The following is an 18,018-nucleotide window of genomic DNA, read 5'->3' on the forward strand; positions in this document are numbered from 1 at the left end:
GGCATCCCTCCGGGCATCCCTCCGGGCATCCCTCCGGGCATCCCTCCGGGCATCCCTCCGGGCATCCCTCCGGGCATCCCTCCGGGCATCCCTCCGGGCACCCCTCCCGGGCCTCCCTCCGGGGCATCCCTCCGGGAAGTGAAAATGTTAATACCGGTTAGCGGGCAGGTAACCCCTCATGGCCTGCACGATCGAACTGTTATCCGATGACAACGCTCACTTGTGGGAGGAATTCAATGACCAATCTTCGAAAGGGACGCTCTTTCATGGTTTGAGGTGGAAGCAGATCCTTGAGGATGTCTTTGACCTGAAGCTGCGATACTATCTCATCTTAAACGATAGCCGGGTCGTCGGGATAAGCCCCTGGATCGAGCAGTCGGTGTTGAATTTTCGAGGGCTCGTCAGCGTCCCTCATTCAGAAGAGAACGGCATCGTGCTCGACGATCGGCTCGGCGCCGACTGCCTCGATACGATCTTTTCGCTCTTCGCGAAGAAGTACTCGTTTCTCCACTTCAATGCGAGTCACCCCGCCCTGTCGAACGGGATCGGGTTCACTCATGAGGCGACCGTGGATACGGGCCATATGGTCGCGGACCTGCGGGAGACCCCGCCCGAAACCCTGTGGGCCGGGCTCTCGAAGAGCACGAAACGTAGCATACGCACGTTCGAGAACGACGGGTTTCAGGTACACGAGGTCCGCCAGTCCGGTGATCTCAAAGATTTTTACCACTACTACACCCGGAACCTGACGCACATCGGCGGCGAGATCCTGCCGCTTGCCTTCTTTGAGAGGGTATGGGACCTCTTCCCCCAGGAAGAACTGCGGAGCACCGTTTTAACAAAGGACGACATCTTTGCAGGCGGTTCGGTGGCCCTCCTCGATCCGGCCAGAAAGACCTTCTATGGGAGTTACATGGCGTTGAACCGGGATCTCCCGAACCGGTACACCCCTGCGTACTACGTCATGTGGGAGAATATCAACTGGGCGTGGAAGAACGGGTATGAGCGGCTGTTCTTCGGACGACAGCGACCGGACCCGGAGAACCCCCGTTTCCAGAATAAGGTAAAATTAGGAGCCCGGTACCAGCCGATCCGTTACAATCTCGTCCTGCTCTCCAGGCCCATCCAGATATCGTATAAGGTCCGGGGTATGCTCTCCGGGATCCGGAACGCTTAACCGTGCGTAATCCCCGGAATACGCTCTCGTACCGTCGAGGCCTCCCTCCTGGGGCAGCCCCCTGGTCTCGCGGGGGTCTCCGGTCAGAGACCGGAGACAGTACCGGGAGCGAGCAGCCGGGTGTAGAGCTCGACGTACCGGCACGCCACGGACTCCCAGGTGTAGCCGGTGCTCAGCTCCCTTGCGGTGCTCATGTGCCGCTTCAGTTCTTCGGGGTTAGCCAGCAGGTCGAGGACCGCCTGTATGACCGTCTCATTCTCGTCCGTCCGGTCAAAGATCAGCGAGCATGCTCTCAGCCGGTCGGCGTGATCGATATCGGCCCTGACGATGGGAACCGTGCCGCAGACCAGGTACTCGTAGATCTTGTTCGGCGAGGTCTTCACCCAGTACCTCGCGTCCGGCCTCACCAGGAGGAAGCCGATGTGCGCCTTCTCGGTGAGTTCGACCGTCTTCTCCCGGTGGACATAGCCGAGGAACCGGAACCTGCCGTCGTGCTTTCGGGCGAGCTCCTCTATCTTCGCCCTCGACCCCTCGTCCATGGAGGTTCCGCCGATGGAGAAGGTCACGTTATCGTATGCGCGGATGGCCGAATCGGCGATCTCGAGGAGGAGGTCGACGTCCCTGTCGGCAGCATTGTTGAGGCTCCCTATGTATACGGCGTGTATCTCCGGGTGAGGGCCGGAATGATGGACCTTCTCATCGATCGCGCTCGTATCGTAGGCTGCCGATGCCGCATAGTTCGGGACCGCTACAACCTGCGACCCTGGAAACAACCCGCCGACCGCGTCCAGGTGGCGCTCCGAGACGACGACCGCTCCGGAGATCCACCGCTTTGCGAGGTCTTCGTAGAAGAGCGGTATGGAGAACCGCCCGAAGTGAACCCACTCCTCATAGACTTCATGCCTGTCGTAGACGACACGGGAGTTCGGCAGGCTGTTCTTCGCCAGCATGCCTGCCAGCGGCAGCAGCAGGGGATCGTGGACGTGAATGATGGATGGCCGTGCGGGGTCGATCCCGAGTGCGCTGAGCGCTTCGCGGCAGTCGGCAAGTATCTTCCGCCTCAAACAGTATCCCATAAAAAACAGGGTCCTGGTCTTCCCCTGGAACTGGAAGCGGTTTATCCTGAACCCCTTTGCCCCGTACTGGGAGAAGATGCCCGGTTCGGCGGACTCGTCGGGGTAGTTGAAATGTATCCGGCAGACATTGAGACCCTGCCCGGCAAGGTAGGTGATATGCCGCTCAATCCTTACATCCTCCACCGGATGTGCATCCAGAACGATGACGTCCATACAGGTACCCGCCGGCACTGACGTCTCGATCCGGCTTATATCTAGCGACCTCCGGCATGCCGTGACAGACCCCTGCAGGTGCTCGTATCCGCGAAAGCCCCTCTCCCCTCGAACTCCTGCCTCAGCCGCGGCGGCGGGGGCCGTGCCTGTACACGGTAATTCGTTAGAATATTTGAAGCAGTCCACCCGGAGATCAAACCATTGACTTCCCTTCACACCTGACGGTGCTCAAACTCCGTTTCTGAGGGAACGTCGCCTTTCGCACCTGACGGTGCTCACGCTCACTTCGTTCACGCTTCACACCTGCGGTGTTCGAACTCCGTTCCTGATGGAACGTCGTCCTTCGAAGCCTGAGGGCTTCTCATGCTCGCTTACGCTCGCACTTCGCGTTCTTCGCGGCTTCGCGTGAGGCTCTGTCACACCCCTCTGTACTGAAAACTCACGCGAAGACGCGAAGTGCGACGGACGGGACGTCCGGAGTTCGAGTGCCGAGAGGTGCGAAGTCCAGTGTCTGGGTGATGCGAACCCCGTGTTAAGTCATCGCACGAGGCCGTATCGTCCGATGTCGGGTGCCAAAATTAGCGAAGTACCGGTACCGGGGAGCAGCCGGACGGGCCCCGGCCCGGTCTCCCCGCGGGCCGGGCGTCTTCCCCGCCCCTTCATCCCGCAGCAAGGCGCTCGAGCATATTCGCGTAGTTCATCGAGAGGACCTCCCAGTTCAGCATCCTCTCGGCGTAGGCCCTCGCATTCGATGCATGGTCGGGGTGCTCCCCGTCCAGGTAGCGGACGATCGTATCAGCGGCCGTTGCGGTATCGTCGAGGGAGACCGTCGTCCCGCAGTCGGCCTCCCTCACGATGGCGAGGTTCGGGATATCGGAGACGATGCATGGCAGCCCCGAGGCCATCGCCTCCGCAAGGGTCAGGGGCGGCATCCCTCCTTCGTACTTCGATGTCATGATGTAGTAATCCGCGCAGGCGTAGAGGCCGGGGAGATCCCTGTCGTGGTCCACGCTCCCGAGGAAGATGACGTTCTTTACTCCTATCTTCTCTGCCAGCTCTCTTGCCGCCTCCAGGAGTTCGCCCCCTCCGGCGACGCAGAGGGTCACGTCTTTCTGTCGCCTCTCGATCTGCGAGAAGACCTCGATCAGGGCGAACGGCTGTTTCGCAGGGATCAGCCGTCCGACACTCAGGAGTATGGTGCCGTCCTCCGGGAGGCCAAACCTCTTCCTGATGGCCTTCCTGTCGGGCGAGGGACGGAACCGCCTGACGTCAACCCCGTTCGGGATGTAGAATATCCGGTCCCGGGCGATCCCTATCCGTTCGAGTTCCTCGCGAACCGGTTGCCCGACGCCGGTGAAGAGGGTGGCGGGAGGCATGCGGGTCAGGCAGGAGCGTTCTATCCGGGCGACAACCGACTCGTACAGGTGAAATGGAAGATTGCCGACCCCGAGATCGCTTGACCCGGAGTACGTCGAGTGCATCGTCACCAGACAGCGCTTGAACGGGTTTTCAGCGACGATGAACGGATTCTGGAGCCAGGCAGCATCGTAATCGTTGTCCCTGAAATGCTGCGAGACCCGGTACCAGTAGTTGAGCAGCCCGACGACACCCGCCTTCTCTATCAGGGGCCAGCTCCCGAGCCTGATATCGGGGCCTTTCGGGGAACAGACCGTACACTCCACGCCTCTCGATTTGAGTTGCTCGACGATGTTGTAGACGACGTTGGCCATGCCTGCGCCGTGGGGGAAGTATTCCGTCGTGCAGACGAGCAGTCTCATGCGAACGTCTCCGTCTCCCCCGGAAAGGGCGTTGTCGGGCAGGGTACGGCGGGAGAAACCGGCAGCCATCCGGTTCTCATCTCAGCACCTGATCGTATACGCCGACGATCTCTCTCGTGATGTTCTCCCATGTATACTGCTCCGAGCATGCGAGGATCGCCTCCCGGTCCCATTCCCGGTCCAGCGCAGTCAGGACTTTCTCGGCAAGATCGTCGGGGTTCGCGGGATCCACCAGCAGGCCGTAATCGTCTGAGGTGACGATCTCCGGAACTCCGCCGACTCTCGTTCCCACGAAGGGCTTCCCGCATCCGAAGGCCTCGAACATGACCGTCGGGTTGCCTTCGCTGAGGCTCGGCAGGACAAAGAGGTCGCAGGCGTTCAGCCAGAGCGGGATCTCGTCGTGAGGCTTCCCGCCGGCGAGCACGACATACTCTTCGAGGCCGAGCGACCGTATCTGCCGGTCAAGGGTGTCATAGAGCCTTCCGGGACCGACGATCACGCAGAGGACGTCCTTTCGCTTCTTCACGATCCGTGACATCGCCTCGATGAGGTACTCGTGCCCTTTGACTGCGCCGTAGAGTCTCCCGACGTTCAGGATCATCTTCCTGTCCGGGGGCAGGCCCAGCGCCTCCTTGCACTCCCGGGTGTCCATCGGCCGGAATTTTCCGTCATCGTAGCCGTTCGGAATCGTGACCACGTTTCGAGGGTGACCGGACGGGCTGCGATCTGCCGCCGTGCCGCCGTTCTGCTGCGATATCTGTCTGGCGTCGGAATCCGAGAGGGCTACGGCCGTATCAACGGAGTTTAAAACGACCCCCCTGGCGCTCTTCTCGTAGATCCGCACGCACAGGTCTTTCATCGGCTCGCCGAACATCAACTGGCCGTGATGCGTGAGGACGATGGGGATCTTGCAGAACTTCTTCAGTATCGGAAAGGAGAGCGCGGTGAAACTGTAGACGTTATGGATATGGATGACATCGAACTTTTTGAGTTCGTTTAAGAGAAGGAATATGGACGGAACGAGAGGGTTTCTCAGCGGCTCCCCGAGGCATTTCAGCCTCCGGACGAGGATCCCGTCCATAACCTCGACGCTCCTTCCTTCGGGAACGTTTGCGGTTATCACCTCGACCGTGTGACCCTCGTTGATCAGGTTTTTGCTCAGGTTGTAGACGTACATCTCCATTCCGCCGTTATGCGGTAGAAAATACGGAGTTACCTGTGCCACCCTCATCGTATACCTCCATCGGCGCCGGTATTGTCGTTGCTCATTGCAGCGACTCTCTCTCTTGCAGCCGCAAAGGTGCTCTCAGGCCCGGAGATGGGCAAATGTCTCTCAGCTCTCTGAGATACTACGAATATTATGAACTCTGGACCCGGCATAGGGGGATGCCCTTCCGGGTATACGATATAAAGATTGCGAGCATACCGTGCAGGGCACACTGAGCCCTCGCATGTGGCCCGCAACGGCTGCCCGGCCGGGTATCCCGGGGACCTGTCCGGACCCCCGCGTCCTCGCCGGATTTCGGGGTCGGCATCGGCGAAGCGGGCGGCTGGACGGTCTCCCGTCCGTCAGCGTGCGAGGTAATAGACCTCAATGCCTCTGTTTGAGTAGAGTTTGTCTTCTGTGGATACCCTGCCGGTCATGTTCCGGACGTTCTCCTCTGTGGGAAGGTACGGCAGGAGACCCTTCTCCGGGTCGAAATCCTCCTCCGCCATCACCGCTTCCTGCCCGAGAAGCAGCCCGCCGCGCCGGAGCTGGGCGTCCGGGAGGATGATGTACCCGCCGCTTCCCGAGATGTTCAGGTCTCCCGGTATCAGGCGGTTGGTATAATATGGCAGCCCCAGACTCTCGGACTCGTTGATCTTCTTTCTTCCGAAAAACCGCAGCGTATAATAGTCTGAGTGGAGGGTGGATCCGTCCGGCGCCTTATCGAGTACGTAGCCGAACCCCGTGATCTCACCCTGATCGAAGGAGTAGCGGGTATAACTCGCCTCTTCTCTGACACAGCCCAGAGAGGTGATGCCGTAGAGGACGATCAGGGTGATCATCACGGCTCCAATCCATCTGGGCGAGATCTTCAGAGCGGCAAGGTACCGGGTGAGGACGTAGACCCCCACGCCCACGGCGACGGCAAGGATGGGCAGGAACAGGATGGCAAACCGGTCGATCCGCAGAACCGATACCAGCTGAAAGATCACCGTAAGGACGCTCGGGACATTCAGGATGATCGCTGCCAGTCCCAGCACGCCGAATATGATCGAGTATCCGGGCTGCTGTTTCCATATGAGATAAATGGCCCCGATCAGTGCGAAGAAGACGACGAAGAGGGTGTCGACCTGGCTCAGCAGGAAGTTCCAGCCCTGGTATACCGCCTCGGTGAGGACGATATTCTGATAGACGGCCAGGTCAGCGCGCGGGAAGAGGTCTTTCACGAATGGATAGGCTACGAAAAGCCAGTACCCGGCGAAGAGGGAGGCGGGGACCATCAGGAAGGCGAAACTCACACGTCTCCTCTCGCCGGTGAACCGCTCGAGGAAGAGTACGAGCCCGATCATGACGATGACCATGGGCATCGAGACTTGGTGAGTCAACAGGACGAACATGACCATGATCACGGCAAAGACCCTCCTCGCGGCGGGCCTCGTGACGATGTAGCCCGTCTCCGGCTTTGCCTCCACCATCGAGTAGACCAGGTACAGGAGGATGATGAACCCGACGTAGGCCATGGTCCTCGTCACCATATACGTGCCGTAGTAGATGACGTCGGAGTTCATTGCGTATGAGAGGACGATCAGGAGGGTGATCTGAGCGTTGCGGAAGACGCTGTTCGCCAGATAATACAGGAAGAGCACGGTCGTCGAGAAGATCAGGCCGGTGGTGATGAAGAGCGCGGTGTCTATGTCCAGGCCGAGCACGTGCGATGACAGCGCCACGAAGACGTGGTACAGAGGAAAGTACGTGTACGTTCCAAGCTCGCCCGGAATGACGTGCCCCGAGAGGTAGGTGATGGTGGCCATGTAACTATGCGGCATGAGATCCGTCGTCCCGAAGTAGAGTGCCGGCCGCAGGGTGTAACTGTAGATCGTGACCGCAAGCGTGAGCATGATCTCGACGAGCACTGTCGCCGGGCGCAGCCGCGCAGACATGATCTGGGCGAATATTACGGCATACAGGACGACCACCCCGAAAAGGCCTATTACAGAGTTGCTCGGGGTTACAAGGAAGGCCAGGACGGAGAGCATGAAGGCCGCCAGGAAGAACTGGGGCGAGATCAGGCGCCGATAAGGAAATAACTCCAGCGACCCTGAGAGGTCGACATCCTTCTTCTTGATGAATACGAACGTAAATGCCCCGATAATTGCAGGAACCGCAAGGATCGAGCCGTTGATCAGATAACTCATCCTGTCGATCAGGAGGCAGAAGATGCAGCCTGCGATGTACGTGAAGAGTATCAGGTAAGGGAAGATCCCGGCCAGCCTCTTAAGTGCCGGCCTCACCAGTAATTGGACGTTCATTCCGGACCCGGCCTCCGCGTCTACTGGACCCCCATTCGATGCTCAACCCTGATAAAGGTGAGTTTACATCCCCGGCACTTCCGGGTCCGGAGATGCCGGTCTTCTCCCGCAGGCGATCAGGGGGAACCGCTGGCGGTCGGGGCCCGGCTCAGTAATACTCGATCGGCCCCGATGCGGAGAACGTTCTGTTCTCGCCGATCAGGTTCTCCGTCACGAAGACCCCTCCCTGCCCGCCCGTCTGCCAGACCGGCGGTGCCTGGGTGTAGTAGAACCAGTTGTTGTGGATATACGCGCCGTCGCGTGGGACGCCCCGGATGGCGACCGGGAATGCGTTCAGGGGTCCCGTGGCAGTGAAGGTGTTGTGGTGGATCCGGATCGTGTCCCCCGCGATCATATCCGTACCGGACGCCACCCCGTGCATATCGAAGTTGTGGGATGAGCCCGCGATGAAGTTCGGACCGCAGATGTTGTACCGCGCCTCGTACCCGTCCCCGGCGACCCCGCTTCCGGCGATGGCGTGCCGACAGTAATCGAAGTAGTTCGCCTCGATGAGAGCCACCGCCCCTGCCGAGACCACGACCCCGTATCCGAACCCCTCCGCCTGGCAGTGGTGGATGTAGTTGTGGTGGATGTATCCGCCGGTCTTCATCTCAGAACCGCCCGTGCCGGTGACTCCGATCGCTGCCCCGCTCCATCCCCGGATCTCGCAGTTGTCCACCTCCAGGTTGCGGTAGGCCGAGTAGATCCCGATGACGGTCGGGTCTACCGTCTCGATCCCGCTATGCGGCCCCTCAAGACGGAGACCGGTGATCCTCACGCCCTCCCCGCCGGCGACAAACCCGATCCGGTGGTCGGGGTCTGCCTGATCTAGGTAGATCAGCCCTCCCTCTGAGAGTGGGTACTCGCCCTCGGGAGGGCTGTCGGGAGCCGCGACGTAGGCCCCGCCCGACGCCGTGAGGTCTCCGGTCTCTTCCAGGCCGGGCGACAGCACCCCGGACTCCGCCTCCATGCGGATCTCGCTCTCGCCGGCCGCCTCATCCGCGGTAACGCCGGGGAGGCGATCCGGGTTGCCGGTGATGAAGATCTCATCAAGGTTCAGGCCCCCCTCGCGCCAGTGGATATTCAGGATATGCTCTCCGGCGGGAAGGTAGCGGGCTCCTGCCCTGTTCCAGCGCCACGCCCCGTCCACTTCGAGATCCCACCGCCTGATCTCCTCCTCGTCCACCGATACCCAGATAGCGCCCCTGCCCTCATCCCCTGCGGATGCCCGGACCCAGAGCACGTACTCCCCCGGCTCGCCGATCTCGAACGGATATGTTGCCGTCCCGGTTACGCTTCTCTCTCCCCTGTTTCCGGCAAGCGTGACGCCTCCCGGTATGGTCACGCTTCCCGGGGCGTCCGTGAGGTTGATCCTGGCTGTCTCATCGATGTAGATGATATCCCCGCTCTCCGCGTCCTGGAGGGCGGCGAGCAGTTCGTCGATGGTCGTGACGAGCATTTTGACTCCGGGATCCGCCGGGGTGAGCATATTCCGGTAACTCTCTCCCCCTCCGATGGGGCTTCCCGTGGGGTTTGATTCGGCACCGAATGCCTGCTCCGGATCGAGAGTCGCGTTTGCCGGATCGGGCATCTCTGCAGAAAAGGTGGAAGCGACAGGATCCGTCACGCCCCTCTCCGGCACGTGGAAGTGGATCTCGATAGCCGAATGGATGACCAGACCCGCACAGAGCAGGACCAGACCCGTGAGGATGATCTCTCGTAGACGCACTCGATTCCCGTCTCTGGTTCGGGTGAAGACTAATATACTTATTGTCCCGAAGCGAAATGACGGCCCGCCGGCGGATCGGGGTTTCCCGGGAGCCCGACTCCCGGCATAATCGGCCGCTCCGGATCTCTCTGCGGGTGTCGCGGGTATCGGGCGGCAATCAGGAGGGGGCCAGAAAAGGTCTCTGTCTGCAGAAAAGGAGGGGGAACGGGGGTCGCGAGGGACCTTCCCGCCCGCTCTTCCTCTTCAGTAATACTTGATCGGACCCGATGCGGAGAGAGTTCCGCTTGAGCCAATCAGGTTGTTCGTCATGCTGATCCCTGTCTTTCCGCCGGTCTGCCAGACCGGTGCATCCCTGGTGAAGTAGAACCAGTTGTGGTCGATGTATGCACCGACACGGGGGACACCCCGGATGGCAATGCACGTCGGCATCTGGGAGGTCGTACCCAGGAACGTGTTGTGGTGAATCCGGATCGTGTCTCCTGCGATCGTGGTGGAGCCCGACGAGGTGCCGTGCATGTCGAAGTTGTGAGGCGACGTCGTGATCCAGTTCGGACCGCAGATGTTGTACCGTGCCTCATACCCGTCTCCGGCGTTTCCGGCTCCGGTGATGGCGTGCCGGCAGTAGTCGAAGTAGTTCGCCTCGATGAGCGCTACCGCGCCACCGGAGAGGCAGACACCATATCCAAGACCCGCCACCTGGTTGTGGTGGATGTTGTTGTGGTGGATGTACGCGCCCGTCTTCATGTCGGAACCGCCGGTGCCGACAATGCCGATTGCGGCATTGCCCCAGCCGAAGATCTCACAGTTGTCCACTTCGAGATTCCGGTAGGTGGTGTAGATACCGACGTTCGTCGACGATGCGCTGGTGCCCTTCTGAGGGCCTTCGATACGGAGACCGGTGATCCTCACATTCTGGCCCCCGACCGTAAAGAGCCGGGTTCCGGCCGTCGTCTGGTAGATCCTGCCGCCGAGCGACCCGTTCTCGCCACGGTTGCTCGCGAGGGTAACCCCGGCGCGTATCGTGGTGGTCCGGCCGCTCATGTCGATGTTGGCGTTCTCCTCAACCCAGATGATCTCTCCGGACTTTGCGGAGCTGAGCGCGTTTACGAGCTGGTTCGTCGTGCTGACGACGTAGTTCGCACTGCTCTTGCTGACGCCGTTCTTGTACCCGCTACCTCCCCCTACCGGGCTTCCCGTGGGGTTGGCGTCCGCCCCATAGACGTTCTGGCCGGGCGTCGGCGTCGGTGTCGGCGTCGGTGTCGGCGTCTTCGTCGGCGTCGGGGTCGGAGTTGCGGTAGGTGCCGGTGTCGGCGTCTTTGTAGGCGTCGGCGTCGGCGTTGCCGTGGATGCACTCACCGTCATCGTCCTGGTGAGGACGTTGTTGGTCTCGTTGCTCTCCGCGATCCTGTCCACGTCGTCGACCGTCGCGGTGATCGTGTAGGTGCCTGCGGCTGCAGTCCAGGTTGAACCGGAAACGCCGCCGTTGGCAGTCACCGTGGCCGATTCGCCGGGAGCGATCGAGGCCGTGTGGTTGTCGGACCAGACCGCGGATCCCAGACTTCCGCTCGACGTAAAGGCTACGCCATGAGCCTTGCCGGACGGTGTCGCAGCAGTACCCTGGTTCGCAATCACCGCTTTCATCGTGATCGTGTCACCGGTTACCGGGTTTTCCGGCACCCAGGAGATCTCGGTCACGACAAGGTCGGGCGTGCCGGGTGCTGCCGTGGGGGTTGCCGTCGGCGTCGCGGTCGGCGTTGCCGTTGGCGTGGGTGTTGGTGTCGCCGTCACTGTCGGTGTCGGCGTGGGAGACGACGTCGATTTAAACTCGACGTATGCCATGTCGACCCATCCGGTGTCCATGGCTATCTGCACTGTGTGCTTGCCGGCGGTGAGCGGAATCTGCGCTGTGACCGGGGCAAACGTGTACCAGCTGCTGGTGTTGGGAGCGTTGACCGTGGCGACCTTCTCCCCGTCCACCAGCACCGAGAAGGTTCTGTCGTTCCCGGTGGTGCTGACGTAGAATGTGGCGTCGTAGGTGCCCGATGCAGCCACCTCCACTCCGGAGAACGTAAGCCATTCTCCTGCGTAGGTGTAGGCAATGACCGGCACGTCGACGGCGTTCCGTGTGCTGATATCCACGTCTGTGTCATCGGTGCGGTATGTTGCATCGCCCTGGTTGCCGGCTACGGTGTCATGGTAGGCAACCCCTTCCCCTCCATAGTCGAAATCAACAAAGTTGATACGGCCGGGCACTGAGTGCGCCTTGTAGGGCTTCTGCGCATCGGAAGGATCTTCCGTGCCAGTATCGGGGTTTGAGACTTTAACTTCGACCGGACTGCCCAGAGCATAGGTTCCGGCCTGGAAGAGTATGGTCCCGTTGCCGATGGCCTTTACTGCGGTCTGTATGACGTTGCTGTCATCCTGTCCCGCGACTCCGCTGCTGATCACCTGACCAGTGCTGTCTTCTGCAATGACCGTTGTACCGTCGATGTACACAAGGATATCGTAGGTACCCTGTGATACCTCCTGATTTTGCGCGGCCTGTGCCGGTGCAGCCATGACAACTGCCAGGCACATTACCAGCGCAAGAAATAGGGGTTTTTTCATGTCGATTCTCCTAGATCCCCCCTGAGAGGAACCGTTGGCCCTCCCGGAGGGGAGGTGAGGGTGAATCCCTCAGAGTTAATTCATCTTTCTCATATTTAAAACAGTATGTCGGATGAACGCTAGTTAAAATGCTCAATATGGTTATTTCACGAAAAATAATCGTTGGTTTTCTTGTATGGGTGATATTCAAACAAATTGTAACCAGAAAGGATTTATATTATATTTGGATATTTTGTCTGACTGCCCGCTGGAACCGGAGTTTGAGACGTCGGCAGGTTTCGGGCAGGACCGAAGCGCCGTCCGGCGCCTCCCTGCCGCACCCTGTCGAGCAGAGTGGTTCTCCGGGTTACCTGGCGGCGCAAGCCGGATCGTAGCCGCTGTTTCTACCGGGGGAAGAACCGTTGCCGGAATGCGGTCGCGGAAAAGGATTCCCGGGAAGATGACCGCCTTTCTCACCCGGCCCGGACGAGCTCAAGCCCCCGCCGGCGTCGGCGACGTCCCGCATCCGGGTGGCCGATCGCCATCGACCCATCAGCCCGGATGGGAGACCTTCCTGCATTGGGGAGAGCCTCTCCACGCACTGCTCGATCGCATGGGTTCGTTCGCCGCTCTTCTCTGCCGTCCGGGGTTTAACGGTCAGATAAGCGTTGTCGGGCGGGGACTGCAAAATGGTGGTGCGGGGGATCTCAACCCGCCCCCGGCCCCGTTATCTCGAGAAGAGGAGGGAGAGGAGTTCGGGTGCCTGCACGAGCCCGAACGACCCTTTCGCCGCATCGCGCTCGGAGAACGCACGGACGTCATCCTTTCCCTTCCCGAGCACCGCGAACGGCACCGGGTCGGCGGTGTGGGTCTTACACCTGATCGGCGTCGGGTGGTCGGGGAGGACCGCGACGGTCGTCTCCGGCCGGTCCAGGATGATCCCGATCACCTCGTCGAGCCGCTCGATCGCGCGCACCTTCTCCTCCACGCTCCCCATGTGCCCGGCCTCGTCGGGGGCCTCGACGTGCATGTAGACGAAGTCGAGGCGCTCGAGGGCGTCGAGCGTGTACCGGGCCTTCGCTTCGTAATCGGTGTCGAGGAACCCCGTCGCGCCCGGGACCCGGATCGTCTCCATCCCGGCGAGGCGGGCGATGCCGTTTAAGAGGTCGACGGCGGAGATGACACCGCCGGCAAGGCCGTACTTCTCCTGGAAGGACGTAATGGACGGTCTCCTGCCGCCGCTCCACGGCCAGACCTCCGTTGCCGGGGTCTTCCCCTCCTCTCTGCGGCGCCGGTTGACCGGATGGTCGGCAAAGACCTCCCGGGACCGCTCCATGCAGTCGAGGAGGATACCGGCATCCTCTCCGCGCGGGAGGTAGTCTTCGACCGACCTGCCGACGATGTCGTGGGGCGGGGTGGTCGCGGCGCCGTGCGCTCCGGAGACGACCATCAGGTTCCGGTAACTGATCCCCGGGTAGACCCGGACATCGTCGCCGAGCGCAGCGCCGAGGTCGCGGAGGAGCTCGGCACCTTCGGCGCTGGAGATGTGCCCGGCGTTGAAGTCCTCCATCGTCCCGTCCCGGATCGCGACCAGGTTGCACCGGTAGGCCATCTCCCCGTCCCCGATGGCGACTCCCATGCTGGCCGCTTCGAGCGGCCCCCTCCCTGTGTATGCGGTGCGGGGGTCGTAGCCCAGGATGGAGAGGTTCGCGACGTCGCTCCCCGGCTCAAATCCCGGCGGCACGGTCCGGAGCATCCCGCACCGGCCTTCCCGGGCGATCCTGTCCATATTCGGTGTCTCTGCGTATTCGAGGGGTGTCCTGTTCCCCAGTTCGGCAAGCGGCTCGTCGGCCATGCCGTCTCCGAGAATGATGACGTACTTCATGTGAATCCTGGTGCAATCCTGATGGTCCCTGAACCGCTGCTCCGGCCGAAAAGGGCGGGGTCGGCCCTTTACCCGAGCATGGCGCGAACCGCCGCGCGGACGCTCTCTTCAGACGTGGTCCGGCACCGCCAGCCGAGACCCTTGAGTTTCTCGACCGAGAGCTGCATCCTCGGGACATCGCCGACCCAGCCGCGCGCGCCGCCGGTGAACCGGTACCTGACACCCGATAGACCCATCTCTTCCGCGACGATATCGGCGATCCTGACGACGTCGATCCAGTCCTCAGAACCGATGTTGAAGGTGTTGACCGGGTCGTGCGAGTGCTCGATCCCGAACCGGACGGCGCGGACGCACTCCCCCACCTCCAGGTAGGACTTCGTCTGCCTCCCGTCGCCGAGGATCTCGAGTTCGTGCGGGTTCTCGCGGAGTTTCCGGATGAAGTCGGAGATGACGCCGTGACCGCTCCGCTCGCCGATGATGTTTGCGAACCGGTAGACCCAGGACGTCATCTCAAACGAGTGGCAGTAGGACGATATGAGCGCCTCGCAGGCGAGTTTCGTCGCACCGTAGACCGATATCGGCTCGAGGGGCGTATACGTCTCGGGCGTCGGGATGACGGAGGCTTCGCCGTAGACGGTCGAGGTCGAGGTGAAGACCAGTTCCGGAACACCGTGCGCCCGCATCGCCTCGAGCACCCGGTAGGTGGCGACGATGTTATTCCTTATCTGGGAGTCCGGGGTCACGGCGCTCTGCCGGACATCGGGGTCTGCGGCGATGTGGTAGACCCGGTCTGCGCCGCTGAAGCGTTCCTGCCAGCCGTCGTCGAGCAGGTTCTGCCTGACGAAGGCGACCTGCCCGCTCGCCGCGTGCCGCGCGAGGTTCCTCTCGGTGCCCGCGCTGCAGTCATCGATGACCAGCACGTCGTCGCCCGCCGCGACCAGCGCGTCGACGATGTGCGAACCGATGAAGCCGGCACCGCCCGTTACGATACAGAACATCATAGAATAGTATCCCTCCCATGCTATAGGGTTACTGGATGCGACGCCGGGGGAGGGGCCGGACCGGCGGCTCCCGCCTCCGCATCCGGCCCTGCGGGATTCGGGCGAACATACATCGATCCTCCCCGGGACAGTGACCTCTGCGTCGTCCCGGTGACGGCGCCGGCGCGGTGCGTGAGGAAAGGTTAATGCCTTTGTCTGGTTCACGTTATGGCCCGGTAATATGCACCGGGGCATCTTTTTCATAAGCGCCTCCGGCATATCAGGATCACAAGGAGTTGTTCAGTTGAGAGAGTCCCATACCCGTGGCAGGTCCGGCCGGCTTTCGGTCGCCGCTGCCGAACCGATCCCCGCCTTCGTCCGGGCATCCGCCGGCTCCGGCCGTACCGGCATCCCGAAGCGCACCCTCGCCCGTCACGGAGCCGGAGCATGAACCCGCGTCCGGATCTGCGGGAGCATGCCGGGATCTACCTGCGCGGCCTCGCGATGGGGGCCTGCGACATCGTCCCCGGCGTATCGGGGGGGACGATCGCCCTCATCACCGGGATCTACGAGCGGCTGATCGGGGCCATCGGCAGCGTCGACCCGACCTCGGTGAAACACCTCGCGAGGGGGGACTTCGGGTCGTTCCGGGCAGATCTCGAGAAGATCGACCTTCTCTTTCTCATCGCGCTCCTTGCCGGGATCGGCACCGCCTTCCTCCTGATGTCGCGGGTGATCCTCTTCCTCCTCGAGAACCACGCGGTGGAGACCTACTCGTTCTTCCTCGGCCTCATCATCGCCTCTGCGGTCGCTATATTCCTCGAGATCCGTTCTCCTGGCGCGGCCACCCTCGTCTACCTCGGCGTCGGGACCGGTGTGGGCTACCTCATCGGGGGTCTCGGCCACCTTGAGATCGGTCACTCCCTGCCGATCCTCTTCCTCACCGGGATGGCGGCGCTCTGCGCCATGATCCTCCCCGGGATATCGGGGGCCTACATAACCCTGGTCCTCAACCAGTACGAGTACATGCTTGCGGCGATCAGGACCTTCTCGCTCCCCGAGATCGTCGCCTATGTCGCCGGCGGCGTCGTCGGCCTCCTCCTCTTTACCAGGGGTCTCAAGTATCTCCTGAAGACCCACCACGCCGCGATGCTCGCCCTGCTCACCGGGCTGATGCTCGGCTCGGCGAGGATGCTCTGGGAGAGGGGCGCCGCGGCCGGCGATATGCTGGCCGGCGGCCTGGTCTTCTTCCTCGTCGGGCTCGTCGCTGTCGGCGCGGTGGAGTATCTGAAGAGGCGCTACCGGGGCGCCGCGGCCTGACCTCTGCCCTTTTTTACGGGTCGATCCGAAAACTTACTTCCGCCCGAAGGTGCAACGAGATCCATATCATGTTCATCGGCATCGATCACGGCACAACCGCGATGCGTTTCTCTACCGGGACACAGGAGTTCAAGATCTCCCGTGAAGAGGCCAGGAATTTCTCGGTCGGCGACCTTGCCTGCCTCTCCCCTCTTGAGGAGATCGAGGGAATTGCCGTCTGCTACTCGATGGGCGACGGCATCTCTGCCATCACCGATATCAGAAAGGTCGAGAACCGGGGCGTCATCTCGCGGGAGGGCGCCGGTAAGCACATCGGCGGCGGCACAAGAGTCTACGACGAGATCAGAGAGAGCGGGCTCCCCGCCGTCGTGATCCCCGGGCTGCACCGCGCGTCGCCGACCGATCCGAGGTTCAAGGCATACTCCCACCAGGCCAGCCCTGAGAAGATCGGGATCCTGTATGAGGTCGTGCACGACCTCGGTGGAGACGTCGTGGTCTGTGACGCGAGTTCCAACACCGTCACCCTTCTATCGACCGGCGGCCGGGTCACCGGCGCGTTCGATGCCTGCATCTTTGCGCCCGGCACCCAGCACGGCGCGCTGGACGTGGACGCCATCCGGCGGATCGACGGGGGCGAGTCCACGGCGAACGACGCCTTCCTCCACGCGGGCCTGGACTACACGGTGCCGGCCGAGATCAGGGTGGAGACGATGGCGATGTTCGCCGCGATGGAGTGCGCCGCGATGCTCCTCATAAATCCGGGCGCAGAGATCGCTCTCGCCGGATCCATGGCGCCCGCGATCGCACCCGGCGTGGAGGCGCTCCTCTCCCGCGAGGTCGCCGTCTACGACGAGTGGTGCGCAGCCCGCGGGCTTGCCCGGATCGCCCGCGACGTCTTCTCGGGAGCAGCCGGGATCCTCGGCCTTCCCGTGGAGCGGTGACTCCCGCTCGCGGCTGGCGCAGCGCTCCTGCGGGGAAAATCGGGGAGGGAACGGCCCTCCTCTTTTGTAATCTTTTATGTGGTGCCGGGTAGTATAGTGGAACGAGGAGGAACCAGTAACAAGCATGCAGCCCGACTGCCCCAGCATAGCCGACCTCATGCTCCTGATGACGTCACGTCTCGAAGAGACTGCGCGCGCGATAGACCAGGAGAGAGCAGGTCGGTTTCTCGACGAGATCCTCAGCGCAAAACGGATATACCTTGCCGGTGCCGGACGTTCGGGTCTGGTCGCGCGGGCGTTCGCCCAGCGCCTGATGCACCTCGGCTTTGAGAGTTACGTCATCGGTGAGACGATCACGCCCGCGTTCGGGCACGAAGATGTTCTTGTTGCGTTCTCGGGCTCGGGCGAGACCCAGTCCGTCGCGGATGCATGCGAGACCGCAAAGGAGATCGGGGGGAAGATCTGCCTCATCACCTCGACGCCCGATTCGCACATCGGCCGTATGGCCGACTGCATCGTCGAGATCGGGAACGACCTGTTCAAAGACCCGGATATCCCGCGGGACTTTGAGATCCGCCAGCTCACCGGGCAGTACCGGTCGGTCTCCCTCTCCTTTGCCCCGCTCGGGACCCTCTTTGAGACGGCGGCATTGGTCTTTTCGGATGCTGTCGTCTCGGCTCTGATGGAAGTGCGGCACTGCACTCTCGAGGATTTGAGAAGCCGTCTTGCGAACGTCCAGTGAATGGAACCCCCTTCGCCTATCGGCCGGCACTTCCCG

Annotated in this window: 12 protein-coding genes; 4 read left to right on the forward strand and 8 right to left on the reverse strand. The window is 61.9% G+C overall.

The genetic code is table 11. From position 1 onward, the window contains the following. Positions 1-271: 271 nt before the first annotated feature. Positions 272-1,177, forward strand: coding sequence for a GNAT family N-acetyltransferase (locus F8E02_RS06575; RefSeq protein ID WP_317064691.1), 906 nt, complete (start codon positions 272-274; stop codon positions 1,175-1,177). Between the two features lie 83 nt (positions 1,178-1,260). Here the strand turns inward: F8E02_RS06575 and F8E02_RS06580 are convergent, their stop codons facing one another. The 8 genes from F8E02_RS06580 to F8E02_RS06615 all read right to left on the reverse strand — a co-directional run bounded on the left by F8E02_RS06580 (position 1,261) and on the right by F8E02_RS06615 (position 15,000). Then, positions 1,261-2,466, reverse strand: coding sequence for a glycosyltransferase family protein (locus F8E02_RS06580; protein ID WP_317064692.1), 1,206 nt, complete (start codon positions 2,464-2,466; stop codon positions 1,261-1,263). A 659-nt stretch (positions 2,467-3,125) separates the two neighbouring features. Beyond that, positions 3,126-4,244, reverse strand: coding sequence for a glycosyltransferase family 4 protein (locus tag F8E02_RS06585; RefSeq protein ID WP_317064693.1), 1,119 nt, complete (start codon positions 4,242-4,244; stop codon positions 3,126-3,128). Positions 4,245-4,320: 76 nt separating this feature from the next. Beyond that, the gene (locus tag F8E02_RS06590) at positions 4,321-5,427 is read right to left on the reverse strand and encodes a glycosyltransferase (protein WP_317064694.1); all 1,107 of its coding nucleotides are present in this window, start codon (positions 5,425-5,427) and stop codon (positions 4,321-4,323) included. A 386-nt stretch (positions 5,428-5,813) separates the two neighbouring features. Further along, positions 5,814-7,760, reverse strand: a complete 1,947-nt coding sequence (locus F8E02_RS06595; RefSeq protein ID WP_317064695.1) for a hypothetical protein — start codon at positions 7,758-7,760, stop codon at positions 5,814-5,816. Positions 7,761-7,908: 148 nt separating this feature from the next. After that, positions 7,909-9,528 carry a right-handed parallel beta-helix repeat-containing protein gene (locus F8E02_RS06600; protein ID WP_317064696.1) on the reverse strand — a complete coding sequence of 540 codons (1,620 nt, stop codon included), beginning with the start codon at positions 9,526-9,528 and terminating at the stop codon, positions 7,909-7,911. Positions 9,529-9,771: 243 nt separating this feature from the next. Next, complete coding sequence (locus tag F8E02_RS06605; RefSeq protein WP_317064697.1) at positions 9,772-12,135, reverse strand: carbohydrate-binding protein; 2,364 nt, start codon at positions 12,133-12,135, stop codon at positions 9,772-9,774. Positions 12,136-12,841: 706 nt separating this feature from the next. Further along, entirely contained in the window at positions 12,842-13,999 is a 1,158-nt protein-coding gene (locus F8E02_RS06610) for a cofactor-independent phosphoglycerate mutase (protein WP_317064698.1), read from the reverse strand. Between the two features lie 68 nt (positions 14,000-14,067). Further along, positions 14,068-15,000: an NAD-dependent epimerase/dehydratase family protein gene (locus F8E02_RS06615; protein ID WP_317064699.1), complete on the reverse strand. Its 933-nt coding sequence runs from the start codon at positions 14,998-15,000 to the stop codon at positions 14,068-14,070. Positions 15,001-15,426: 426 nt separating this feature from the next. On the opposite strand from F8E02_RS06615, the gene F8E02_RS06620 reads away from it, so the two are divergent. From F8E02_RS06620 to hxlB, 3 genes are all read left to right on the forward strand, one after another. Further along, on the forward strand, positions 15,427-16,299 hold the full coding sequence (locus F8E02_RS06620; protein ID WP_317064700.1) for a DUF368 domain-containing protein: 873 nt from the start codon (positions 15,427-15,429) through the stop codon (positions 16,297-16,299). A 68-nt stretch (positions 16,300-16,367) separates the two neighbouring features. Beyond that, entirely contained in the window at positions 16,368-17,240 is an 873-nt protein-coding gene (locus F8E02_RS06625) for a methanogenesis marker 12 protein (protein WP_317064701.1), read from the forward strand. Between the two features lie 124 nt (positions 17,241-17,364). Beyond that, the gene (gene hxlB, locus F8E02_RS06630; protein ID WP_317064702.1) at positions 17,365-17,982 is read left to right on the forward strand and encodes a 6-phospho-3-hexuloisomerase; all 618 of its coding nucleotides are present in this window, start codon (positions 17,365-17,367) and stop codon (positions 17,980-17,982) included. Positions 17,983-18,018 lie beyond the last annotated feature (36 nt).

Source organism: Methanoculleus caldifontis (genome assembly GCF_032842345.1).
Taxonomy (GTDB): domain Archaea; phylum Halobacteriota; class Methanomicrobia; order Methanomicrobiales; family Methanoculleaceae; genus Methanoculleus; species Methanoculleus caldifontis.